The organism is Mesorhizobium ciceri biovar biserrulae (genome assembly GCF_001618845.1).
GTDB lineage: Bacteria > Pseudomonadota > Alphaproteobacteria > Rhizobiales > Rhizobiaceae > Mesorhizobium > Mesorhizobium ciceri.
Window position 1 is genome coordinate 4,315,948 of the sequence record NZ_CP015064.1, and the last position, 24,147, is coordinate 4,340,094.

General features: G+C 61.3%; 20 protein-coding genes. 14 read left to right on the forward strand and 6 right to left on the reverse strand.

Features of this window, described 5'->3' with window-relative positions:
• Window positions 1-23: 23 nt before the first annotated feature.
• The 3 genes from A4R29_RS20330 to A4R29_RS20340 form a co-directional block, all read right to left on the reverse strand.
• Entirely contained in the window at window positions 24-1,556 is a 1,533-nt protein-coding gene (locus A4R29_RS20330) for a putative N-acetylmannosamine-6-phosphate 2-epimerase (RefSeq protein WP_082827463.1), read from the reverse strand.
• Window positions 1,557-1,624: 68 nt separating this feature from the next.
• Window positions 1,625-2,374 (reverse strand): GntR family transcriptional regulator, encoded by a 750-nt coding sequence (locus tag A4R29_RS20335; RefSeq protein ID WP_027160933.1) that lies wholly within the window; start codon window positions 2,372-2,374, stop codon window positions 1,625-1,627.
• Between the two features lie 130 nt (window positions 2,375-2,504).
• Window positions 2,505-3,290 (reverse strand): IclR family transcriptional regulator, encoded by a 786-nt coding sequence (locus A4R29_RS20340; protein ID WP_013530438.1) that lies wholly within the window; start codon window positions 3,288-3,290, stop codon window positions 2,505-2,507.
• Window positions 3,291-3,385: 95 nt separating this feature from the next.
• Between A4R29_RS20340 and A4R29_RS20345 the strand changes: the two genes are divergently transcribed.
• From A4R29_RS20345 to A4R29_RS20380, 8 genes are all read left to right on the forward strand, one after another.
• Window positions 3,386-4,489 (forward strand): succinylglutamate desuccinylase/aspartoacylase family protein, encoded by a 1,104-nt coding sequence (locus A4R29_RS20345; protein ID WP_244506845.1) that lies wholly within the window; start codon window positions 3,386-3,388, stop codon window positions 4,487-4,489.
• Window positions 4,479-5,417: a threonine ammonia-lyase gene (locus A4R29_RS20350; protein ID WP_063172719.1), complete on the forward strand. Its 939-nt coding sequence runs from the start codon at window positions 4,479-4,481 to the stop codon at window positions 5,415-5,417. Before A4R29_RS20345 ends, A4R29_RS20350 begins: the two co-directional genes overlap by 11 nt.
• A 158-nt stretch (window positions 5,418-5,575) precedes the next feature.
• Complete coding sequence (locus tag A4R29_RS20355; RefSeq protein WP_063172720.1) at window positions 5,576-6,595, forward strand: sugar ABC transporter substrate-binding protein; 1,020 nt, start codon at window positions 5,576-5,578, stop codon at window positions 6,593-6,595.
• A gap of 115 nt (window positions 6,596-6,710) precedes the next feature.
• Complete coding sequence (locus A4R29_RS20360) at window positions 6,711-9,254, forward strand: ATP-binding cassette domain-containing protein (RefSeq protein ID WP_063172721.1); 2,544 nt, start codon at window positions 6,711-6,713, stop codon at window positions 9,252-9,254.
• Between the two features lie 10 nt (window positions 9,255-9,264).
• Window positions 9,265-10,287, forward strand: a complete 1,023-nt coding sequence (locus A4R29_RS20365) for a Gfo/Idh/MocA family protein (RefSeq protein WP_063172722.1) — start codon at window positions 9,265-9,267, stop codon at window positions 10,285-10,287.
• 10 nt (window positions 10,288-10,297) lie between these two features.
• Complete coding sequence (locus tag A4R29_RS20370) at window positions 10,298-11,272, forward strand: ABC transporter permease (RefSeq protein WP_063172723.1); 975 nt, start codon at window positions 10,298-10,300, stop codon at window positions 11,270-11,272.
• Window positions 11,269-12,075: a creatininase family protein gene (locus tag A4R29_RS20375; RefSeq protein WP_013530431.1), complete on the forward strand. Its 807-nt coding sequence runs from the start codon at window positions 11,269-11,271 to the stop codon at window positions 12,073-12,075. Before A4R29_RS20370 ends, A4R29_RS20375 begins: the two co-directional genes overlap by 4 nt.
• Window positions 12,072-13,601: an aldehyde dehydrogenase family protein gene (locus tag A4R29_RS20380; protein ID WP_244506846.1), complete on the forward strand. Its 1,530-nt coding sequence runs from the start codon at window positions 12,072-12,074 to the stop codon at window positions 13,599-13,601. The genes A4R29_RS20375 and A4R29_RS20380 overlap by 4 nt, the downstream gene beginning before the upstream one ends.
• Window positions 13,602-13,666: 65 nt before the next feature.
• Here the strand turns inward: A4R29_RS20380 and A4R29_RS20385 are convergent, their stop codons facing one another.
• Complete coding sequence (locus A4R29_RS20385; RefSeq protein WP_244506847.1) at window positions 13,667-15,265, reverse strand: GMC family oxidoreductase; 1,599 nt, start codon at window positions 15,263-15,265, stop codon at window positions 13,667-13,669.
• A gap of 406 nt (window positions 15,266-15,671) precedes the next feature.
• Here A4R29_RS20385 and A4R29_RS20390 point away from each other — a divergent pair, with 406 nt between their 5' ends.
• Window positions 15,672-16,190 (forward strand): YciE/YciF ferroxidase family protein, encoded by a 519-nt coding sequence (locus tag A4R29_RS20390; RefSeq protein WP_013530428.1) that lies wholly within the window; start codon window positions 15,672-15,674, stop codon window positions 16,188-16,190.
• A gap of 145 nt (window positions 16,191-16,335) precedes the next feature.
• Here the strand turns inward: A4R29_RS20390 and A4R29_RS33295 are convergent, their stop codons facing one another.
• Entirely contained in the window at window positions 16,336-16,533 is a 198-nt protein-coding gene (locus tag A4R29_RS33295) for a hypothetical protein (protein WP_013530427.1), read from the reverse strand.
• Between the two features lie 849 nt (window positions 16,534-17,382).
• Here A4R29_RS33295 and A4R29_RS20395 point away from each other — a divergent pair.
• The 5 genes from A4R29_RS20395 to A4R29_RS20415 all read left to right on the forward strand — a co-directional run bounded on the left by A4R29_RS20395 (window position 17,383) and on the right by A4R29_RS20415 (window position 22,163).
• Window positions 17,383-18,153, forward strand: coding sequence for a hypothetical protein (locus tag A4R29_RS20395; protein ID WP_082827464.1), 771 nt, complete (start codon window positions 17,383-17,385; stop codon window positions 18,151-18,153).
• A gap of 37 nt (window positions 18,154-18,190) precedes the next feature.
• Window positions 18,191-18,889, forward strand: a complete 699-nt coding sequence (locus tag A4R29_RS20400) for an LOG family protein (RefSeq protein WP_063172726.1) — start codon at window positions 18,191-18,193, stop codon at window positions 18,887-18,889.
• 138 nt (window positions 18,890-19,027) lie between these two features.
• A complete protein-coding gene (locus A4R29_RS20405) occupies window positions 19,028-19,903 on the forward strand; it encodes a DMT family transporter (RefSeq protein ID WP_164755109.1) in 876 nt (291 codons plus the stop codon).
• Between the two features lie 136 nt (window positions 19,904-20,039).
• A complete protein-coding gene (locus A4R29_RS20410; protein WP_063172727.1) occupies window positions 20,040-21,707 on the forward strand; it encodes a peroxidase family protein in 1,668 nt (555 codons plus the stop codon).
• A gap of 54 nt (window positions 21,708-21,761) precedes the next feature.
• Window positions 21,762-22,163 carry a hypothetical protein gene (locus A4R29_RS20415; protein WP_013530422.1) on the forward strand — a complete coding sequence of 134 codons (402 nt, stop codon included), beginning with the start codon at window positions 21,762-21,764 and terminating at the stop codon, window positions 22,161-22,163.
• A 35-nt stretch (window positions 22,164-22,198) separates the two neighbouring features.
• On the opposite strand, the gene A4R29_RS20420 is transcribed toward A4R29_RS20415, so the two are convergent.
• Window positions 22,199-24,109, reverse strand: a complete 1,911-nt coding sequence (locus A4R29_RS20420; RefSeq protein ID WP_063172728.1) for an AfsR/SARP family transcriptional regulator — start codon at window positions 24,107-24,109, stop codon at window positions 22,199-22,201.
• Between the last annotated feature and the right edge of the window lie 38 nt (window positions 24,110-24,147).

Sequence of the window (24,147 nt, forward strand, 5' to 3'; positions counted from 1 at the left end):
GCATGGCATGACCGGCGGCGCCGCTACCTTGCCCATTCGGCAAGATCGGCAACACCGATGACGCCGGCGTGGCCCGCGAGCTTCGCCGCAACGAGATTGGAGGAAAGGCGCGGTGGAACCTCGCCCAGATGCGCGCGCACCCGGTCGAGATAGCCATCGGCAAGACCGATGCTGCCGCCGATGACGATCGATTTCGGATCGAACATCATCTGAATGTCCCGGCACAGCGTCGCGACCCGCGAGGCGCTCCGCGACACGATGGCGTCGGCCCAGGCCTCGCCCTTCAGCGCAAGCCCGAACACATCGGCGGCATCGGCCTTGAAGCCGGCCTTGAGGGCCTGCGAAGCGATCCAGCGGCCGGAGGTGCTGTCTTCGAGCGGGGCCTGGTCTGCAGACAAACCACGGATCAGACCGAAGTGACCGGCAAGACCGGACAGCAATCGGCCGTTGCAAACGATGCCGCCGCCAATTCCGGTCGAGATGGTCAGAAAGACGATGTCGCGACCTTGCCCGGCGCCGAATTTGTATTCGCCCCAGGCGGCTGCCTGGGCATCGTTGAACGCACAGACGGGCTTGCCGAAAACAGCGGATGCCCTTTCGACCAGCGGGTAGCCGTCGGGAATGCCAAGCGTCGCCGGATTCAACGCCGACCAGCGTCCATCGTGCACCAGCCCCGTCACCGCAATACCGATACGACTGAAGCGGCTTGACCAGGCTGACGTGCTTTGCGCAAGGGATGCCAGCCAGGCGTCGGGTCCAGCCTCTCGCGCCGTCGGCACGATCATGTCCTCGATCACCTTGCCGCCGCTGACCAGCGCGGCCATGGTCTTGGTTCCGCCGATGTCGATGCCCAGCACGGTTGGGCCAAGCACGGTTTGCGTGCCTCTTGCCGCATAGGCCTCGGAAATCGCCTGGTGGAACCACGAGGTGACGTGCTCGGTACGGGTGATCGCCGATCCGACAACCACGGCACAGGCGCCAGCGCGCGCGGCGGCGGCCGCCTGCTCCGGCGACCGGATACGCCCTTCGGCGATGACGTAGGGGGTCAGGGTTCGCATTTGAGCGATGAGGGCAATGTCCGGATCCTCCGGCTCCGGCCCGCCGACATAGCCGGAAAGCGTCGTGCCGACGAAATCGACACCCGCGGCAAGGGCCCGGCGCGCATCGTCAAGGCAAGAGCAATCGGCCATGGTCAGCTTGTTCCTGGACTTGACGGCTTTCACAAGCGCTTCGACAGGAACGGGACGGACACGGTCCGTCGCATCGAAAGCGATGATATCGGCGCCCGCCTCGGCCAGCGCCTCGACATCGGCCAGATAGGGCGTGATGCGCACGGGGCTGTCGGTCAGATCGCGCTTGACGATACCGATGATCGGCTCGCGGACGGCCAGGCGGGCGGCCGCGACATAGGGCACGGATTCGATGCGCAGGGCCTTGGCTCCGGCTTCAAGAGCGGCCCTGGCAAAGCCCGTCACGAATTGCGCACTGTCCATCGGGCCGCCGGGAACCGGCTGGCAGGACACGATGAGACTGTTGGCGATGTCTTCCCGCTGCACGTCGGCACTCCCCTGTCGCCATCACGATAAATGGAAAATACCAGATTACAACCAGTTCATGACTGGTATTATCTTTGCAGCTCGAAGACGAAGTCGTAGACGTCTCCCTTGTAGCGTGTCTCGCAGTATTCCACGATCTGTCCGTCGGCGAGAAAGCAGCGGCGCTCGGTCATCAGCAGCGGTGCGCCCATCTCGCAATGAAGGTGTCTTGCATCCTCCAGCGATGCGCCGCGCGAGCGCATGCGCTGGATTGCCCTCTGAGGCAGGAAGCCGCGTGCATCTAGCGCTTCATAGAGGGAGTCCTGAACCATCTCGGGCGAAGGAAGGAAGCGAACCGGCACGGCCGAGACCTCGACGGCGATCGGCGCGCCATCGGCCGTCCGCACGCGGCGCATGCGGATTACATTGGTGTTTGCGGCAATACCCAAAGCCATCATTTCGGCTGGCGATGGACGGCTTATCTGTTTGGAAAGCCATAGGCATCCAGGCTTCAGGCCGCGCGCCAGAATGTCCTCCGAAAAGCTCGTCAGCGTCGAAAGCGATTTTTCGACCCGCGACCCGATCTCGGTTTTGGAACCATGCCGGCGATTGAGCTGCCCTTCCTCTTCGAGCAACGCCAGAGCTTTTCTCACAGTGACACGCGAGATCGACAGGGCTTCCGCCAGAACCCGCTCGCCCGGCAGAACCGCGCCGGCCTTCAAAGCGTTGGAACGGATCGCTGCCTCGATCGCCGATTTCAACCGTCGGTAAAGCGGCACATCGGAGGCTGTCGCTTCCATCTCCCGACTGACAAGCCCGATCAGGTTCACGGTTGTCATTGCTCTTCCTCCCGCGCGAGAAGCACCCAGGATCAAAACATTCCTGACTGGACCCATACTGGTATTATCAATCCGGTGCAAACGTCCCGCGGGCGGTGCCTCGTCTGCGCCGTCAGCGCACCACGACCCCTCAGCGAACCCGCGGTGACAGCTTCATGGAGATGCGATCGCAGGCAGCACGCAGGACCTCCAGAGTAAAGGCATGGCGGCTTTCACGCGTATGGCGATTGATATAGGCGACGATAATGGAGGCGACGGCGCTGCCGTCCGGTCCGATGACCGGACAGCAGATATCGGTGATGCCGACGAAATCACGGCTCTCGCGCATCCAGTAACCGTCCGCGCGGATGGTACGAAGCTGCTTTTCCAGCGCCTCTCGATCCAGCGGCGCCGGCGAATGTGCCGCACATTCGTCGATCATCCGCGTCGCGACCTTTGGCGGCTGGAAGGCAAGGATCACATGGCCGGAGGTCGCGTCGGTGGCCAGGCGGCCGTAGCCGAGGCGCAGCGTGAACGCCATGTCCTCGCCGCCGGGAACGGCCGCGGTCACGACGGTCAAGCCATGATTGAAGACGACCAGGTGCGGCGACTGATTTGAGTCCCCGGCAATCCGCGTCAGCTCGGGCATTGCGGCGGACATGAGATCCTGAGCGCTCGGCGTGTGCAGCCCCAGCTTGAAAAGCTTGTCGGTCAACGAATAGGCGTCGGTCTCGGCGTTGCGCTCGATATATTGACGCTCCTGGAGCGCGATCAGCATCCGGAAAATCTCATTCTTCGAACGACCGAGGCCTTCCGCGATCTCCTTCATCGTCAAGGGCGCCCGCGCCTCCGCCAGCAGTTCCAGGACATCCAGACCCTTCGTCAGCGCCGGGGCCGAATAGGTCGGTTTGCCACTCTCTTTTGCGTCATCTGCCATTCGAAGAATCCCCGGTGGTCCACGCACGATAGAGACAAGAAATCGGAATTGCCATTGGTTTTATATCCAAACTTGACACCATATATAAAACTGACATGATGACGGGGACAATGAATTTCGAGGCCGAGCCGATGACCGTCCAGAGACCAGCAAACACTGTCCGCGCGACCATCACGCCCCGAAACAACAGTGTTTACACGTCGGTCGATTTCGATCGCGAGGGCAAGCAGATCGGCTTCTTCCATGTGCCCCAATCGCCACACGACGATGCCTGGGGCACGGTCCGCGTTCCGCTCGCCGTCATCAAGAACGGCGACGGTCCGACGGTCCTGATCGAGGGTGGCAACCACGGCGACGAATATGAGGGGCCGATCGCGCTCGGCGAACTTCTGCGCGAGATCGATCCACGGGATATTGCCGGTCGCATCATCGCGATTCCGGCCATCAACATTCGGGCTGTCGAGGCCGGTACCCGCACCTCCCCGGTCGACGGGTTGAATTTCAACCGCAGTTTTCCGGGCGATTTCAACTGCACGCTGACAAGCCAGATAGCGGCCTATGTGCATGACATCCTGTTTCCGAAGGCCGACTACTTCCTGGATCTCCACTCCGGCGGTTCGTCCCTGATGATCCTGCCGAGCGCGATCATCGAGCCCTCCCCGACCGCGCAGGGGCATCGCAAGAACATCAAGGCGACGCTCGCCTTCGGGGCGCCGACCGTTGTCATGGTCGACAATCTCGGCGAAACCCGGACCTCGACCGCGTCCGCCAATCACCAGGGGCTGATCGTCATCGGCAGCGAGATGGCCGGCGGCGGCCTTGTCAGTCCGGATGCGTTGGCCATCTGCCGCAGGGGCATCCGCAATGTGCTGAAACATGCAGGCGTCCTGAAGGGCGCGCCTGACATTGCCCCTGGCGCCAACGCACGCGTGCTCAAGGTGCCCGGAAGCGAAGGCTATCTGCTTTCCGAGGAGGACGGTGTCTTCGAACCCTTGAGCCCCCTCGGCAGTGCCGTCAGCAAAGGCGACCTTGCCGGACGCATTCACTTCCTCCACACGCCGTCGCGCGCGCCCATCGATCTCCTTCACCCCATCGACGGCATCGTTTTCGCCAAGCGTCAACCCGGCCGCGTGCGCCCGGGGAATTGCTGTTTCGTGCTGGCCAACGAATATCCGGAGGCACTGACCGATGAGCCATGAAGACATCATGGCGGCTGCCCGGCGCATTGCCCCCTTCATACGGCGCACCCCGGTCGTCATGCTCGACCATGCCACGGGCGCGAACCTCCAAAATGATGTCTATTTGAAACTCGAATGCCTCCAGGTGAGCGGCTCCTTCAAGATCCGGGGCGCCACGAACCGGGTGAAAACGCTCGAGCCGGGCCGGATCGAAAACGGACTGGTCGCCGCATCCGGCGGCAATCACGGCCTGGCCACCGCCTATGTGGCTGCCCGGGCCGGCGCTCCCGCCACCATCTACCTGCCGAACAATGCAAGCCCGCTGAAGGCGGAAAAGCTGCGCAAATGGGGCGCTGACGTTCGCTTCGAAGGCAAGGTCTGGGATGAAGCGCATGAGGCTGCATTGGCCGAGGCAAAAGCGCGCGGCGCCTTCTACATGCATCCCTTCGCCGATGCGCAGATCGTGTCCGGCCAGGGAACTGTGGCGCTGGAGATGGTCGACCAGATTCCCGATGCCGACATCTACATCGTCGCGATCGGCGGAGGCGGCCTCATCAGTGGCATGTCCGAAGTCCTGAAGCACGTCAAACCCGACGCCAGGATCGTTGGTGTCGAGCCGACCGGTTCACCGACCCTTCACGCCTCCCTGACTGCCGGCCGTGTCGTTCGCTTGCCCGAGATAACGACGAAGGTTGCGACCATGGCCTGCGGCCGCACGGACGAAAGTATCTACGAGATCGTCGCCAAGCACGTCGACGACATCGTCCTTGTCGAGGATGCGGACATGCAGAAAGCCGCTGAATTGCTCTGGTTCGAATTCGGCATCGCCGCCGACCTCAGCGGCGCGGCATCGCTGGCCGCGTTGATGAGCGGAGCTTTCAAGCCACCGCGCGGCGCCCGCATCGCCGGGCTTGTCTGCGGCGCCGGTGTCGAAGGCCTGAACGGCTGAGGTCGAGAAAGGCCGGTCCACGCAGGACGCGGCCCGACATGGATACGGCACGAGTGCCGCGGAATACCGCCGGAATGCCTGTCGCTGGGACGGTCGTCGTGCGGGACATGAAAAAGAGGCGAAGAATCGTCCTGTCGCAACAAGAGGAGAACTGAAACATGCGCATTTCCCTGAAAGCATCCATTACTCTGCTTGCACTCGCCATCGCAACGCCCTCGCTTGCCGCGGAAAAGGTTCTTGGACTTGCGGCAATCGACTTGCAGAACTCCTTCTTTGTCCGCATGAAGGAAGCCGGCGACGTGGCTGCCGCCGACTATGGGGTGAAATCCACCTGGCAGAGCGCCGAGGGTAGCCTGGAAAAACAGGTCAGCATCATCGAGAATTTCATCAATCAGGGCGTCAGCGCGATCCTGATCGATCCGATCGACAAGAACGCGGTCATTCCGGTGATCCAGAAAGCCACCGCCGCCGGCATTCCGGTGATCACCATGGGCAACAAGGTCGAGGCAGGCTCGAACTATTCGACGCTCTATCCGGACTACGACAACATGTCGATGGTTGCCCGCGCGCTCGGCAAGTCGCTTGGCGGCAAGGGCGAAGTCGCCCTGCTCGTCGGTTCGCGTGGCAACTTCGTGTCCGACACGCGCGAAAAAGGCTTTGTCGAAACCCTGAAAAAGGAGTTTCCGGACATCAAGGTCGTCGGCATCGAGCCGACCGGCTGGGACGCAGCCAAGGCAACGAATGCCGCCCAGACATGGCTCACCACCTATCCGGACCTGAAGGCCATCGGCTGCATCTCCGACAGCCTTTGCCTGGCAGCCGATTCCGTTGCCAGTTCGATGGGAACCCAGCTGCTCTACGGCGGCTATGACGGCGACGCCGAGATGAAGCCGCTGATCGACGACGGCAAGATGGTGATGGACGTGCTGACCGGCGCCTATCGTGTCGGCTACTGGAACATCGCCGTTGCCGCTCGCCTGGCCAACGGCGAAAAGCTGCCGCAGGATCTCTACATGCCGACCTATTTCGTGACCTCGGATGCGACGGCGGCGAAGCTCAAGGCGGATGGCCTCACCTTCGAATACATCAACACCGACAAGGAGGCGGTGGAAGCCAAGAACTATACCGAGCAACTCGGTCCCAAGGTTCCGGCGACCGCCATGACCCTGGCAAAGTAACAGCCTAAAGCGGCTCAAGCGCCGGATGACATGTCATCCGGCGTCCCCTTTTCCTGACGATCGCCGTCGCCGCTCCGTGGTGACCGCGCATGATGCTCGATAAGAGGACCGACCCATGTTCCAGTCCTGGACCTCTCCGTTACTGCGGCGCAACGAACCGGTTCTCATCGCGGTGCTGCTGGTCGCCATCGCCGTCTTCGGCTGGATCGATCCGCGTTTTCTGTCGACCGGCAATCTTGTCAGCATCGCGCAGCAGAGTGCGGTCATCGCCCTCATCTCTTTTGCCATGACGGCCGTGATCATCGCGCGCGGCATTGATATTTCCGTCGGCAGCAACCTCGCCTGTTCCGGCATCGCCGCGGGTCTTGCCTACACGGCAACCGGCTCGGCGAGCCTGAGCCTTCTCGCCGCGATCGGTGGCGGTGCCGCGATAGGTCTGCTCAATGGAGCGCTGATCGGCTTTGCCGGCATCTCCCCTTTCATCGCAACGCTCGCCACCATGGCGTTTGCGCGCGGCCTGGCGCTCAGCCTCTCCGGCGCATCCAGCATCGCGGTCGCCGATCCGGTCCTGCTTTTCGCGGGACGCGAGACGATCGGTCTCCTGCCGGTCTCCGTCATCATCGCCGCCATCTGCCTGGGGCTCTGGTGGTTCGTGCTCAATCGCACGGTGTATGGGCGCTGGATCTATGCGATCGGCGGCAATGCGGGAGCAGCGCGGGCCTCTCTGGTTCCCGTCGACCTGGTGCGCATCTCCGTCTACCTGATTGCCGGTGCGACAGCCGGGCTCGGCGCGATCCTCACCATCGGCCGCCTTGGTTCGGCACAGCCGCTTGCCGGCACCGGCCTTGAATTTACAGCCATCACAGCCGCGATCATCGGCGGCACGAAACTGTCCGGCGGCCAGGGCTCGATCTGGGGAACGGCGATCGGGGCGCTGCTGCTGGGCGTCATCAACACCGGCCTGTCCTTCCTGCAGGTGCCGCAGATCCTGATCTATTTCGTCACCGCGAGCCTCATTCTGGTGGCCGTTCTCACCAGCCAGCCGGAGAGTGTCGCCGCCCTGTTCAAGGCCGGCGGCCGCAAGTCCAGCCCGTCGCCCCGCAACACCGCCGCAACACCGGTCGGCAAACACAGCATCGCCTTGCGCGGGCTTGGCAAGTCTTTTCCGGGCGTCAAGGCGCTCGACGGTGTCAGCTTTGCCGTCTCGGCCGGCGAGGTGGTGGGGCTTGCCGGCGAGAACGGGGCCGGGAAATCGACGCTGGTGAAGTGCATTTCCGGTCTGCATCGCCCGGACGAGGGTGAGATCGTCATCGACGGCAACGCCTTCCAGTTCCACTCCCCCAGCGACGCCAAGGGCATCAGCGTCATCCATCAGCATTTCAGCCTTTCGCCGGACCTGACCGTGGCGGAGAATCTCTTCATCGGCCGCGAACCGCACACCCGCCTGGGATTTCTCGACCGGGCCCGGATGCGGCGCGATGCGAAAGCCATCATGGACGAGCTGTCGCTCGATATCGACATTGGCGCGGAACTGCGAACGCTTTCCGTCGGGCACCGGCAGATGGTGGAAATCGCCCGTGCCGTTCTGTCCGATGCCTGGTTCTTCATCATGGACGAGCCGACCAGCGCGCTCTCCAACCGCGAGCGCGACCAGCTCTATGACCTGATCGACAGGCTGAGAGCTCGCGGCGCCGGCATCCTCTACATCTCGCACAAGATGGAAGAGATCTTCAGCCAGTGCGACCGCGTCGTCGTTCTGCGTGACGGGCGCTTCATCGGCGAGCGCCAGACCCGCCTGACCAGCGAGGCCGAGATCGTCTCCATGATGGTCGGGCGCGATGTCGGCGACATCTTCCCCTATCTCGAAGCGCAAGTCGGCGAGACCGCGATCGAGATCAGCAACATCTCCGATGGCAAGCTCTTGAAGTCTGCGACGCTCAGCGTGTGCAGGGGCGAAATCGTCGCGCTCGCCGGCCTGATGGGCAGCGGCCGCTCCGAAGTGCTCAGGCTGATTGCCGGCCTCGATCCCATGCATGGCGGCACCCTCAGAATTTTCGGCGGGCAGCAGACCGGCGGCGACACCAAGACCGCCAATCGCGCCGGCATCGTCTACATACCGGAAGACCGGCATCTGGAAGGCTTTGTCGGCACGATGTCGATCAGGGATAACCTGTCCCTCGCCTGGATTCGCGACAACAGTCACTTCGGCCTGCTGAGACCTCGCCACATCTTGGCTCTCGCGCGCGATCTCATCGGCTCACTCGGCGTGCGGCCGGCCCAGCCCGACAAGATGGCCATCGAACTCTCGGGCGGCAATCAGCAGAAGGTCGTCATCGGCAAATGGCTTGCCACCAAGCCGAAGATCATCCTGCTCGACGAGCCGACACGCGGCGTCGACGTCGGCGCAAAGTCCGAACTCCATCACCTGATCGCAAGATTGAAGGCCGAGGGCGCGGCGATCCTCATGGTGTCGAGCGAGTTGCCCGAGGTCCTCGGCGTTGCCGACCGCATCGTCGTCATGCGCGAAGGCCACTCTGTCGGCACGCTGGCGCGTGGGGCGACGGAAGAAGATGTGATGACGCTGGCCTTCGGTGATCGCACGATCACACCACCAGCCTGCGCACCCCGGCCAGCATCCAACCTTGCACCATGCCTGTAAGGAGGACCCTTTGAGCAAATTGAAGATCGCCATCGTCGGTGCCGGCTACATGGGTCTCCTGCATGCGCAGGTGGTTGCCGAGAGCCCTGTCGCGGAACTATCGGCATTCGTTGATCCGAACGCTGCCTCGGGAAGCAAGGCCGCGTCCGATTTCGGCGTCCGGCATTTCACCGATGCCGCCGCCGCGCTGACTGCCAATGCCGCCGACGCCTACATAGTGGCGGCACCCGATACGCTGCATGAAGACGTCTGCCGCACTCTGCTCGATGCCGGCAAGCCGGTGCTGCTCGAAAAACCGATGGCTCATGATCTTTCCGCTGCCAAGGCGATTGCGAAAGCGGCGGAGAGAAACGGCGCGCGTCTGTTGGTCGGCCACATCCTGCGGTTCGACCCGCGCTATTGCGAAGCCGCGGCAGCGGTGAAATCCGGGCGGATCGGCGAGCCGATCCACGGCAGCAGCGGCCGTTTCACCAATCGCGAAGTCGGTCTTCGCATGAACGGAAACTCGAGCGTCTGCTTCTACCTCGGCGTGCACGACGTGGATGCGCTGCAATGGATCTCAGGTTCAGACATCATCGCCGTCTACTCCCGATCGGTCGCCAAGCTCATGCCTTCGCTCGGAGTTCGCTCCGAAGACGCGATCTTCTCCACCGTCGAGCTGTCGAACGGAACGAGCGGACAGCTCTACTTCGGCTGGACGCTGCCACCGACCGTTCCGACCGGCATCTGGGCGCGCACCGAAATCATCGGCACTGAAGGCATGATCGACCTCGACGTGCGCGACCACGGTCTACGTATCCTATCGCATGGACAGTGGTCGCAGCCCGACGCCTTGCACTGGCCGACCGTCAATGGCCGCATCACGGGGGATCTCTTCGAGGAGGTCCACCATTTCATTTCCGCGGTTCGCGACGAAACCCCTTTCGTGATGCCGCTCGACGACGCCCTGCGCGCCGTCGCCGTCAATGATGCAATCCTGCGCAGCGTCAAATCAGGCCTGCGCGAACCGGTCGAAGATTGGCACATCCGATGAGAGAACCCTCATGACCCGCCAACAGAACATTTGGTGCAGGCGCTTTCTCGACCTCTCGCCGTTGATCCTGCTGGTCATCCTGCTGGCGATCTTCGCGCTCATCGACGCCCGCATCGTTTCAACCGCCAGCCTCATCAACATCGTCGCCCAGGCGACCCCGATCGCCATACTGGCGCTTGGCGCCCTGATCGTTCTGCTGACGGCAGGCATCGACCTGTCCGCCGGCGTCGGCGTCGCCTTCTGTGCCGTCTTCATCGCCAGCCTGATCGACGGCGGCGCCAGCCTGCCGCTTGCCTTGCTCGTCGGCTTTGCCGTGATGGTGGTGATCGGCCTCGCGAACGGCGCCGTTATCGCACTCTTCAAGATACCGCCCTTCGTGACGACATTGGCCACAATGGTCGCGCTGCAGGGCGCAACGCTTGCCGTTGCCTCCAAAGGCGTCCTGATGCTGAAGGATCCGACGCTTCGCGCGGTCGGCATCGAACGCAGCTTCGGCATTCCCAATGTCATTTTCGCAACGCTGCTGATCGTCGCCGTAGCAGCAATCCTGATGCGGCACAGCCGTTTCGGGCTGCGTACCTATGCGCTCGGGTCGGATGCCGGAGCCGCGGAACTTGCCGGCATCCCGGTGACGAAACACACGATCCTCGTCTATTGCGCCTCCAGTATCTTCGTCTTCCTGACAGCCGTGATCATGATCAGCCGGGTGCCGGTCGTGACGCCCAACATCGGCGGGACCTCGCTGCTTCTGGACGCGATCGCCGCGGCCGTACTTGGCGGCACCAGTATTTTCGGCGGCAGGGGAACGGTGTGGGGCGCGGTCGTCGGCGCGCTGATCGTCAGCCTGCTGACGACGGCGCTTCGGGTGTTCGGCACGGACCCGTCCAGCCTCGAACTCTACAAGGGAGCAATCATCATGGTCGCTCTCCTGGCCGATTCCGGCATGACCTACGCCAAGGCCCGGCTTGTCGAGGCAGCACGATGAACGAGCCAGCTCCGGCCTTGCCGATCCCGCCTGGATCCAGCTTTGCGCTGATGACCTCCCCGGATACGGAAAGACACGCGACAGCCGGCGTGCATAAACCCGTCGTCATTCTACCGCTCGGCGCTGTCGAGCAACATGGCCCGCATCTGCCGCTCGGCGTCGATTGCTGGCTTGCGGAAGCGGTTGCGCTCGCCGCGGCGGAAGGACAGGCCTCCATCCGTGTCGCCGAACCTTTCGCCTATGGCTCGTCCGAGCATCATCGCTCCTTCTCCGGCACCATGAGCCTCAGCCCGCAGATCTTCATCGCCGTTCTCGTCGATCTCTGCACCTGCCTTGCCGAAGACGGCTTCCTGCCGGTCATGCTGAACGGCCATGGCGGAAACCGCGCCGCCATCCAGGTGGCGATCACCACCCTTGGCAAGCGTGGCATCGTCACCGCGGGTTTCTCGTATTTCGATCTCATCGCCGACGTGGCGGCGCAGGCCCTGCCCGATGCCGCCACAGGCACCGGTCACGCTTGCGCGCTTGAAACGTCGTTGATGATGCATGTGCTTGGCGACAGCGTTCGCCGCGATCTCATCCCGCCAGGCGGCACTCCGCCATCCTGGCCGGATCCTCACCTTTACGCCGCGCCGGCCGTCACCGTCTGGCGCCGTTTCGAAGCCATCCGCGACAACGGCGTCATCGGCACGCCATCGCAGGCAAGCGCGGAGGCCGGCAGCAGACTTTTCATCGCAGCCGTGGAACGCAGCCGCGCCGCCATTTTGAACATCCAATCCGAATTCGGCCAAAGGAACGCATGATGACAGTCCATTTCAAATCTTCTCTCGAAGGCCCCAACCTGCGTGGCATGGCGATCGTCTCGGAGCCGGAAGCAGCCGCCCGCATCGGCATCAACCGCATCGGCGGCGAGTGGATTGCCGGCAGCTCGGGCAAATTCCTGAAAATCGATAGTCCTTCGACGGGCGAGCATCTCGGCTATCTCTCCCTTTCCACCCGCGCCGATGTCGGTCGCGCGGTGAAAGCCGCCGAAGGCGCACGCGAGACCATGCGCAAGATGGGAACCTTCGCACGCGCTCAATTGTGCATGCGCATCGCCGACGCGATCGACAGGCGCGCCGAAGAGCTTGCCCACCTGCTCTGCCTGGAACAGGGTAAGCCCTTCCACAGCGAGGCAAAGGCCGAAGCATCGGCGGCAGCTCTCGGTTTCCGCAATGCGGCAGAGCAGATGAAGTGGCTGGAGACGGCGGCGTTTCCCCTGGCCGATGCCAACAAGCGCGCCTTCAGCTTCCTGCAGCCGAAGGGCATCTTTGCCATCATCACGCCGTGGAATTTCCCGCTCGCCCTGCCCTGCCTCTACTATCTCGGACCGGCCGTCGCAACGGGCAACACCGTTGTCTGGGTGCCGGCGCCGACGACATCGCTGATTGCCACGGCACTTGTCGAATGCTTCATCGAGGCGGGCTTGCCGGACGGCGCCATCAATCTCGTTCTGGGAGATGGTGCGGAGGTGGGCGACGAGGCCGTCGTTCATCCGGGCACCCATGCCATCGGCTTCACCGGCAGTTCCGCCACCGGCGCGTTGATCGCCCGGCGTGGCGCGGGCAAGCCGCTTCTGCTCGAAATGGGCGGCAACGGTCCGACCATCGTGCTAGCCGATGCCGATATCGACATGGCCGCCGCCCAGGTGGGGGCCGGCTGCTTTGCCAATGCCGGGCAGATCTGCACGGCCACCGAACGTGTGCTGGTGCATAAATCCATCCATGACCAGTTTATCGAAGGTCTGGTGAAAGCGGCCGCGAAGGTGAAAATGGGCGACCCTTTCGATCCCGCGACGACGATGGGGCCGATCAACAATGCGGTCGCCGTCGACAAGGTGCTCAGCCACATTGCGGACGCCCGCGCTCGTGGCGCCGAGATCGTCACCGGCGGCAATGTGGCGTCGGGTTTTGCTACCAATCTCTATTTCGAGCCGTCGATCGTCACAGGACTGACCCGGGAAAGCCTGCTCAACGTCGAGGAATCCTTCGGGCCGGTTGCACCCGTCCTGACCTTCGAGACCGACGAGGAGGCGATGGAACTTGCGGCGTCCAGCCCCTACGGCCTGTCGGCCGCGGTCTTCACCAGCACCATCAAGAACGCCTTTGCCTTTGCTGAAAGCCTGAGGGTCGGTATCGTCAACATCAACGAGATGAGCTGCTATTGGGAGCCGCATATTCCTGCCGGCGGCGCCGCCGGGACGCAGAGCGGCCTCGGCCGCACCGGGGGTCGGCACACGCTGATGGAAATGTGCGACCTGAAGACGATTACCGTGGACGTCACTCGCTGACATTCAAGGCCCGCGCCTTTTGCGCGGGCCTCCCGTGCGACCGTATGCCGTTCGGCAGCGAGCTGTCAGATGGACCGGCGCAGGCTGTCGGCCATTTTCTCGCCAATCATGATCGAGGTCAGATTGGTGTTTGCCTGGCAATCGAGCGGCATGATCGACGCATCGATAACCCGCAGCCCTTCAAAACCGTAGACCCGGCATTCCGGATCGACCACGGCCTCACCGGGCCTACCCATGCAACAGCCGCCGATCCCATGCTGCGCATCGGAAGACTGCGCCAGCAGGAAATTGTCGACCTCCTCGTCGCTTGCCATTTCGAGCCATGACAAAGGCAGATCGGAATCCCCCAGCAGGACGCGCTCGGCGATCGCCTGGATCGGCGCTTGCCGGGCAATCTCGCCAAGGTGGCGATAGGCGATACGCATGCGCTGAAGATCCATCGGATCGTCCAGCATGTTCTCTTCCACGATCGGCTGGTCGAAGGGATTGGCGGAACGCAACTGCACGGTGCCCCGGCTCTTGGCTTCCATCAGGATCAGATTGACCATGGCCTCGCCGAACTGGGCGCTGTCGGATTCCACGCCGATACCGCCATGGTTCATGGCGACGTAAAGAATGTCGTCGCGCTCGGCACCCGGCACGCCGGAACTCGTCCGCACACAGCAGTTGGTATGCCGCGCGTCGACATCGGTCGCCTTGAATTCCGGCTTCAGCTTCAGTTCGATGCGGCAATAAGGATGGTCGAAGAAACCTTCGCCGACCGGCAGGTCGGCAAGCACCTCGATGTCCTTTCGATTCAAGAGAGCCGCCGGACCGATGCCCGAGCGCTGCAGGATGACTGGAGAGTGGATGGCGCCGGCCGAGACGATGACCAGCGGCGCCTCGAATTTGCGAACCTGACCGGCCACGATGGCCAAAACGCCGATCGCTTTCTTGCCATCGAAAAGCACCTTGTCCACTGTCGCCTGCCCGATGATGGTGAGGTTCGGCCGGTCGCGGGCAGCTTCCAGATAGCCGTCATTGACCGACACGCGCTTGCCGGCTCGACTGTTGATGGGATAGGTGCAAGCCCCTTCGGCATCCGGAGCATTGAGATCGTCATGCCAGGGATGGCCGAGGGCCATCGCGCTTTGGCGCATGGCCTTGTCGACGCTTCCCCAGCTTTCGACAGGCGCGCGGTAGATCGGAATCGGGCCATCGCTGCCGTGAAAATTAGCCGCGATCGGGTCATCCTCCAGCCGGCAGAAGAAGGGCAGCACGTCGGCTCCCGACCAGCCCTTGCATCCGATTTCCTCCCAGCGGTCGAAGGCATGGAGCACGCCGCGAATGGCAATCTGCCCATTGACGGCCGTCGAACCGCCAAGCCCCTTGCCGCGCCAGTAGACCCGATGCTCCTGCCGCTTGGTGCGGCGAGCCATCAGGTCGGGGTACATATATTGTTGCTGAAAATGATCGGGAAGCAGCAGGTTGAAGGGATTTGGACTCGCCATCTCGGCAGGTTGCTCGCCGCTCCGGTAGTCCGGCCCCGCTTCCAGCAAAAGCACGTTCGTGGCCGCATCTTCGGTGAGCCGGGCGGCAAGGACAGCCCCGGCTGCGCCGGCTCCGACAACGATGACATCAAAGGGCATGCCGCACTCCCTACATCCGACCAATGCACGGCTCACTCGACCGCGACATCATCTTTGATTTCATTGTGCACGATCATCTGCTGGCATTCAGGCTCGGCGACGGACGCCGGAACCGACCACCTTAGCCGCCGTTGCACGACAGCAAGATCATCATGATTTGTTTTATATGTAAATATGATTTCGTATATGAACCCATCGGAAGTATCTCTTTTCACCATCTACTCCATACAGCGCGACGAACCCCGGTGCTTTCCGTCCCCCCTGCCGGCGGCTCTCACACCGTCATCGTCCATCGCCTTTTGATGTCGATCGGCCCTCGATAAAAGCGGTGTTCGACGCGCTGCCCTTCCACGTCGCCCCCAGGGAACAACTGCTTCCATGGAAAGTTAGTCCATGGCTACACCGCCGGTGAGCTTTCACGACAATCCAAGGGAGACAAATCATGGCGACTGCAAAAAGAGCGACGACCAAGGGACTGGAGGCTTTGTTCCTCGATGGGCTGAAGGACATCTACTACGCTGAAAAGAAGATACTCAAGGCCTTGCCGAAGATGGCAAAGGGCGCCGAATCCGAGGAGGTGGCTGCGGCCTTCGAAAAACATCGCATGGAAACCGAAGGCCAGGTTGATCGGCTCGAGCAAGTGTTCGAACTTATGGACAAACCGGCGCGCGGCAAAACCTGTCCGGCGATCGACGGCATTCTTGAGGAAGGGTCGGAAATTCTCGACGAATACAAGGGCGACCCAGCCCTGGATGCTGGGCTGGTCGGCGCGGCACAGGCCGTCGAACATTATGAAATCGCGCGCTACGGCACGTTGGTCGCGTGGGCTGAACAGCTTGGCAAGAGCGACGTGGTCAAGCTCCTCAACGAGACATTGAAAGAGGAGGTCGCGACGGACGAAGCGCTTTCCGGGCTGGGCGAAGGCGGTGTCAATGAGCGCGCCCTGGAGCAAGCTGCCTGACTGGGCGTCCTGACTGATGTCGCCCCGGCGAAGCCGCCGGGGCGACTTTCGCAACCCCAACCGCGGCGTCGTCGATAGCACCTCTTTCAGATGCAATCGGACCCACCCCGATACTTCGGGGTGGGTCTGCTGAAATCACCCGCGATCAGCGGTTTTTGTGACTTTGTTCGCCAGCTTTCACGTGCTGTTCGTGGGTTCCACCACGCATGCCGGATCCATCGCCCTGCTGCCGTTGACCACCACCAGCGGCCTGCTGTTGCTGCCGGTTTTTATTGTCGGCATTCTTGTGGCTCTGCTGGCCTGCCTTCACATGCTGTTCGTGGCTACCACCTTGATTGGGCATTCTTCTTCTCCTTCACAATGCACGAGGCGACAACCGCCTCGATTGCCTAAGAAGAGTCAGGCGCGAACGTTCCCTTACGTAACATTTTGTGAAGACCCTCAGACAAGCCGGGCGTTCGAAGGAGCTTGAGATGGATGCGACCCGGCGAGCATTGCGCCAACCTCGGGAGTAAGGTGCGTTGCACTGTCCCGCTGAATTGAAATGGGTGGTCTCGAAAGCTTGCTGGATAGCGAGATGCGCACCTTGCCACCATAATATTTCACCGAACCCCAAACGCCGTTTATGCATTTGCGCGGAACGGTGGTGCTGTTCGCGTAGGCCGCATTGGGAGTCATCAGAGGTGCCATGAGAACCGCGATTGTCGAGATGGCGGTGAATGTTTTCGTCAAGCTGCGTAGCATGATCGAATTCCATCCTTGGATTCAGTTGAGGTTCAGGTTCGACCGCTCAGCCTTTTGCGGATGTCAGTCTGGCGTTGCGGCTGTGATATTGGGCAACTCAGCGTAATTCAGCGTGAAATAACGATCATCGTTCCCCGGTGTCTTCGCATGATCGTCGAGAGATGATTTCCGGTCTTCGCGGTCCGTGCATCCGGATGGCTGTCAATGGAGGCTCGGCAGGCGACCCGCTTAGACAATGTCGTCGGCCAGGGCTGCAAGGCCCCGCCGACACAGAAGCTCGCCGCGGGATAAGGCTGGCCGAGGCAATTGAGAGAAGTAGATCAACCGTCACCTTGCAGGGACCGCCAATGCGATCTGCCTGTTAGCCTGGACGGACCCATTCCAGCGCAATTCACGTTGAGATCACGCGGAGCACTGCAAAGCATGCGTCATAAGGGAGGAACCCGACATGACGCTCAACATCAATAAGCCGCTGCGTGTAGCCCCAGTCGAAATTTCAGCTCGCGAAACAGCCTCATCCTTCGCGGTCCGGTCTCCGCGCCTCCTTGCTTGGCGCAGCGCGTTAACGGCACGGATGTCTGGCCCTGGGGGAGCCTACAATGTCGGCAACCTCATTGGTCTTTGTCAGGGGATTACGGCGCAGATTCTCATATCCGGCGATCTGAACCAACTCCTCTGGACAGGCGCGCCGGCCGCCATCAGCCATTATTTGACCGGCAATTTCGCTGCGATCGCAATGACCTCGGCGACGGCGATCTTCTTCGCCAGCGGCGAGATCTACCATCGCGCTTGGAACGGGCGTCTCAAGCCTAGGGAAAATCTCAACCGCCTGGGTGATTTCCTGTCCGGCGTTGGTGCCGTTTGCCTTGGCCTGGCCCTGTTTGAACTTGGCCATCCGTTGCTGGCGTTGACATCGGGCCTGCTTCATTCCGTTGGAAAATTCGGCAGTGCTTGCCACCGATCCGGTGTCCGGATCCTCAACTTGTCGGAATACGGCCCCGACCCGTTTCGCGTCATGGTCCTTCTCAGCCGGCTGCCGGCCCTCATCGCAGCCGGGACAGGACTCTGTGCATCGCTGTTCAAATTCGAAGTCGAACAGCCACAGCATTGGTCCACGCCCGCCAGCCTTCTCGTTTGTTACCTGCTCTGGTCCTGGGCTGACCTGCTTCTGTTCCGATCGAGCCAACCTCGCGCAGCCCGCGATCATTCCGCCGGCTGATCAAGCTTCGCTATTCCAACCTCATTGGAGAGACACCATGTTTGGATCATCATCCGACAATTCCGCAGAACAGATCGGCCGCTCCTATCCCTTGCAGCGACGCATCGGCACGATCTGCGTTTTCGGCGGCGCCATGCTTGGCAACGATCCCGACCACGCCCGTTGCGCCACCATCCTTGGCGAGACGATAGCCGCAGCAGGTATTCGCCTGGTCTATGGCGGTGGCTGTGATGGCCTGATGGGCCAGGTGGCTATTGCCGCAGCAGAAGGGGGTGGAACCGTGATTGCGATCACACCGCAGTTCCTGATCGAGCGGATGAGAATGCTATTATCGGGGTGCCAGACGATTTCAGTTCCCGACATGAGTATCCGCAAACAGCTCATGTTCGACTACGCGGATGCATTTGTAGCCTTGCCTGGCGGCATCGGAACCGTTGAGGAACTGACCGAGGTCATGACGCTTCGCAAGCTGGAAAGGCACTGCAAGCCGCTGGTCCTGGCGAATTTCAAAGGCTTCTGGTCACCACTTCTCGGCGTCTTCGAGAGCATGTCCGAGGCTGGCTTCATGAACTCGTCAACCCGATGCACGCAAATGGTTTCGGCAACCCCGGAGGCCATCCTTCCGCTTCTTCAGCGCAGCGTCAGTTTCGAGCAGAACGAACCGCCAAAGCCCGTCCTGCTGCCCACCATCCCCGTCTTGCGCAGATCACATATATCGAGTGCTGGCCCCGGATAGATCGCGAACCAAAAGACGCGTTCTTCCGCGCAACACCAGCCACCTCGACGATGACGGGGTCCGTCGGCCCCGATCATCGCTTTCAAACCCGATCACAAACCGTTGGAGCCATTGCCCGCTGTGGTGATGCGATCAATCATGTCCAGATTCAAGGCAAATTCCTTGCTAATGCTTGCTGCGCTCATTTGGGGAGTGGGCAATGTGTCCCACAAGACCATACTGGCCCACCTCGATCCCATGGCGGTTGTTTTCCTGACCAGCGTGATCGCCGGACTGGTGACGTTGCCATTCGCGGTGCGGGAGCGCGACCCCGAAACCAACACCGGCTGGTTTCCAAGTGTGGCGAGAGTGGTTCTGCTTTTTGCCCTCGGCTGTGTGGTCCAGCAATTGTCCTATGTCAGCACGACGGTGACGAACTCGAGCCTCCTTATCAGCGCTTCCACTGTTATCACGCCGATCGCCGCGTGGCTGATCATGAGGGAGCGTCCAAGTGCACTGATCCTATTCGTCGCAATTCTGACGGTCGTGGGATCGGCTCTCCTGGCGGGCGGCTTCAATGGTTCGGCAACCGCCGGCGACGCTTTCGCCGTCCTGACTGCAATCTGTTTTGCAGTGTGGACGGTCGAACTCGGGCGGCATGTGCAGGCACATGGCCACCCCTTCGCGACGGCGGCCGCACAGTTCATCGGCACGGCCGTTGCCACGCTACCTTTCGCCCTGCAGGGCACAATGACATTTCAGGCAATTATGGCAGCATGGCCAGAACTCATCATGCTTGGTGTGTTCTCGACCGCTGTCGGCTTTTGCCTGCAGACTTCTGCACAGCGCTACACCACTTCGTCCCATGCGGCGGTGATTTGCAGCGGAGAGGGTGTGTTCGCCGCCATTTCCGCTGCCGCTCTGCTTGGTGAACGGCTTTCGCCCGACGGCCTTCTGGGTGCGGGCGTCATTCTGTCCTGTGTGCTGTTCACCGCCGTCTCGGCGGGCCCGAAGCTCGATCCGTCAGTGTCATGATCGCCTCGGCAATGTCGTTCTGCTCTGGGGCCGCGCCATTCAAACCACCGACGGGCAAGTCTGTTTCTACTCCCGGATTCATGCCAAGCTACTCGCCTGGCCGCATTCATCCTTCTGGAAAACGAGGTCTACTTCGATGCTCCACGGCGAAACGTCCTCCTTCGAAGCCGCCAACATACCGAACCGGTCAAACCAGAATTCAGACGACGGCCTCAACGACAAGCCGACCTTGCGAGGCATCAGGCTCTTCCCGTCCCTGGCGGACATGCCGATCGCCTTGTTTGACGCAACCGAAGACGAGAGCGCCATCGACCGCACCAAGGCGGGCTTGCTGGACATCACGGCGGAAATGGTCGGCCCGACCGATGGACTTGAAGGCAGTGATCTCAGCCCTACACCAGCCGGCTTTACCTATTTCGGTCAATTCGTGTTCCATGACATCGTCTTCAGCCAAATATTCGGATTGCCCAAGCCGACAGGCAAAACCCATCATTTGAAGAACGCGTCCTCGCAAGGCCTTGACCTTTCGGGGCTCTATGGGCGGGGGCCAATCGTCGACGCCCATCTCTACGATGTTGCGGATGGGGCGGACCTGTCGGCTTGCCGCTTTCCGATCGGCTTGCCTTGCATGAAAGGCAGTATGCTTCCGGTCGACGGTAAGACCATGCAAGGCCGTGATTTGCCGCGCATCGACTTCTCGGGCAAGTTTATCAGTGTCGAGGGTCGGCGATCGCCTTATCGGCCCTTGGTGGCGGATCCGCGAAACGACGACAATCTTGTCCTGTCGCAACTGCTCTGCACACTCATGGGTATCCACAACAGGATCGTGGATCTACTGCTTGGCATCGGCACCGACCCAGCAGAAGCTTACAAGCGTGCCAGGATCTATCTGACCTCGGTTTACCGCACTGTGATCATCAACGACTATCTGAGAAAAGTTCTGGCTCCGGAAATATGGGACCATTTTTTCGCCAGTGACGATTTTCTTGGCGCCGGAGTCTCGGCACTTGAAACTTTCAATGCGCTGCCTTTGGAATTCACCTTCGGTGCGTCGCGCTTTGCCCACGCCATGGTCCGGCAGTTCTATGTCGTGAACGACAGGTCGGTCGAAGAACCAGCCAATCTGCGCAAAATGCTGTCCTTTTCCAGCCTGCGCCCGGGTGGGGAGATTCCAATACCCGAGAACTGGATTGTCGACTGGAGCCGGTTTGCCTCAACCGACACCCCGTCGAAAGCTCAAAGTGCCCGGCGCATAGGACCATTCCTGTCGAAAGAACTGACGATTGCCGGCCTGAGTGCGGAATTGAACGGCACAGTCCGGCCGGTTGCCTTCATGGATTGCTGGCGCTGTTACGACCTTGGTTTGCCATCCGGGCAGGACGTGGCCGGTGCGGTGAAGACCGCCCTGGGCGACAACAGTATCGATGTGCCGGTCCTGACGGGCAATGACATGCTTCCCACGGCCGCCTGCGCCAAACGTTACGTCTACAACGCCGGCCGACTTCGGGCCGCTTTGCAACGGTACCCGGAGTTCCTGAGGCAAACACCTCTCTCCTACTATATCATCCAGGAGGCGTCCGTTCTTGGTAATGACGGCAGCCATCTTGGCCCAGTTGGCTCCTATGTGGTGGCCGCCACGATCGCATCCGCACTGTTCAAGGCTGCCGATACGGATATCACCTCTCGCAGGCTCATTCCGGACGTAGAGCCAAAAACGCTGGCAGGACTGCTCGATCTCAATGATACTGCGAAGGTATCGGATGAAGTGCTTGGCGGCCTGCTCGGCAGTCAGGGTTTTCAATAGCGCTGATAACGGCAGTGCTACAGTGCTCAATCTGGTTTAGCGGGGGAAGTGGACATGGTGAAGTTCAAAGATGTGCAGTTCGAGGCGCTTGGCGAATTCATCCGAGACCTGATCAAGGATCCGGCCAAGCAAGCGATCTTCAGAAGTGGAGATCAGGAGGCGATGAAGGACCTGTTGCGTGGGTTCATGACGCCCAGGGACAAAACCTGGGAGGAGATCACCATCCAACCATACTTCGACCAAGACCTGATCGTGAACATCGCCTTTCCCTTCACCGGCGACGTCGAGCAAACGATCGCCACCATTGCGCCGGCGGATGGACCCGGTGAGGACTATACATTTCCCGATCACTACAATCTCGACCCGAACGCCGGCCCGCCCGATCAAATAAAGAAAAACCGTTTGAGCGCATATCATAAGCGCCTCGGCGACTACGTGATGTCACGCTGCAAGTGAAACCCGGCGCAATTGCGAGCAACGGTTCGGCCGTGTCAGCCCGACTGGGCTGCCAATTCGATGCCACGGGCCAGCTTCTCCTGATCGACTGGTAACCGGATCGGAAAAGTGGTCTTGAACCACTCCACGGCGACAGCGCGGTCAAGCCTACCCGGCCCTTGCCACGCCGCCGTTAGGTTGCGTAGAAAACGTCTGAACTCATCCCCGGCCTCGCCGTTGCGTTTCAGCAACGCAAGTGCCGCCGCCGACCAGCCGTGGATGTCGGCGAACAGTTGATCGCTCTTGACCGCAGCGGCCACGCACCCCTCCAGATCATTGGCGAGAAAGGCAATGGTCGCCTGGTAGCCATGATAGTGAGCGTCGGGCATGGGATTGAGGTCGAAACTGCGCTTCGAAAGCTCCGATGCCCGTTGATGATCACCCATGAAGGAGCTGGCCAGCGCGTAGGCAATCAAGGTCGCGGGGTTCCCGGCATTTTGCTCATGTGCAAGGCTGAAGTGAAAATCGGCCAGCTCCCAGCGTCGCGCCAGAAGGTGGCTCCAGGCCAGATTTACCTGGTTGCGGTGGTCGAATGGGTCGAGCAGGACCGAACGCTTGGCCAGTTCGAATGCGCGCTTTAGATCCTGCTCGATCGACGATGCACCCGGAACGACGATCCAACGCGAGTTGAGCACCGCAGCGAGGCTGGAATAGGCGCAGGACAGATCGGGATCAAGCCGGATGGCTTCCTCGTAGCGGGCGATGGCAGCTTCTTCGGTGTCCTTTCGCCACATGATCGAAAGCCGCTGTCCGTCCAGCCAGCAATCATAGGCCGAGAAATGGTTCGGGGAAGCTTGCGATATGCGATGCAGCCTGGCACTGGACAAGGCAATCTGCAGGCGCGCGGAAAAGCGTGCGCAAACTTCATTGAAGGCCGAGCGCCAGGAAGACGGATCCGACGGAACGGTGAGAACGAAGGCTTCTCCTTCTTGCAGGAAGTCATAGCAGGTAATTTGGAACACTGCTGGTCCATCCGTGTCGATCAGACGGATGAGGACGCCGATATCCACGTGTTCGCCTGCCGCCTGATGCATCTGATCCAGTGAGAATTCACCGGCTTGCAACTCCGTCGACACGGCTGTCCAATGCCTAAATCGGGAAATCGAAGCCAGAAGCTCTGTCGCCAAGGCAAATTGCAGGTGTTCGTTCTCTGCTTCGCGCCTGGCAATGATGATGGCGATTGTCGGCTTCCCTGGGATGCGGCTGTCGTGATCGCTTTGCGCGAGGTCGGGGTCAGCCGCCCGCTTTTCACCGTCGTTGCCCGGCTTGAGCGCCTCTAGAAGGTGGAGGATTTCTGCCGGTGGTCGCAGATCCATGTCCGCTTTGAGTTCGGCCGCGTAGCGGTCGAAGAACGCTAGGGCGCGGGCATAACCGCTTTCCTCACAGACCCTCCGAATGGTCTCCACCACGGCATCGTCGAAAAACGGATCAAGTTGCAGGATGCACGCAGCGATGGATTTGCGCTGTCTCGGGTCTGTCTCGGCCGCCAGCCAGGCTGCGAGCCGTGTCACCAGCCTGTCGGTTATCATCGTCGACTGCATTCTCAGCCAGTTGTCGAAGACAGGATCGCAATCGTCCAACCCGGCGCAAAGTCCATCCCTGGCTTTGGCCAGCAGGAGCAGCGCACCGTCATAATTGCGGTCGTCGAGCGCACGTTCAAGCTCATCGATGTCGGAACGGATTGCAGTCGGATCGATTCCCAGGACAAGCTTGTCGACCGCGAGGTAATTAAGCCTGGTCTCGCTTGCCAGGCGTCGGAGATCCTTTATGCACTGGCGCAGTGATCCGCGCGCATGCTCCTCGTCCTGCTCGCTCCAAAGCAATGCCGCCAGTCGCCCGCGCGTCTCGCGTGACCTGCCGCTCAGTAACAGATAGGCGAGAATCGCGCAGGCCTTCCGCTTGCCCAACGAGAACGTCTCCGAGCCCTTGCGAAGCTCGAAACCGC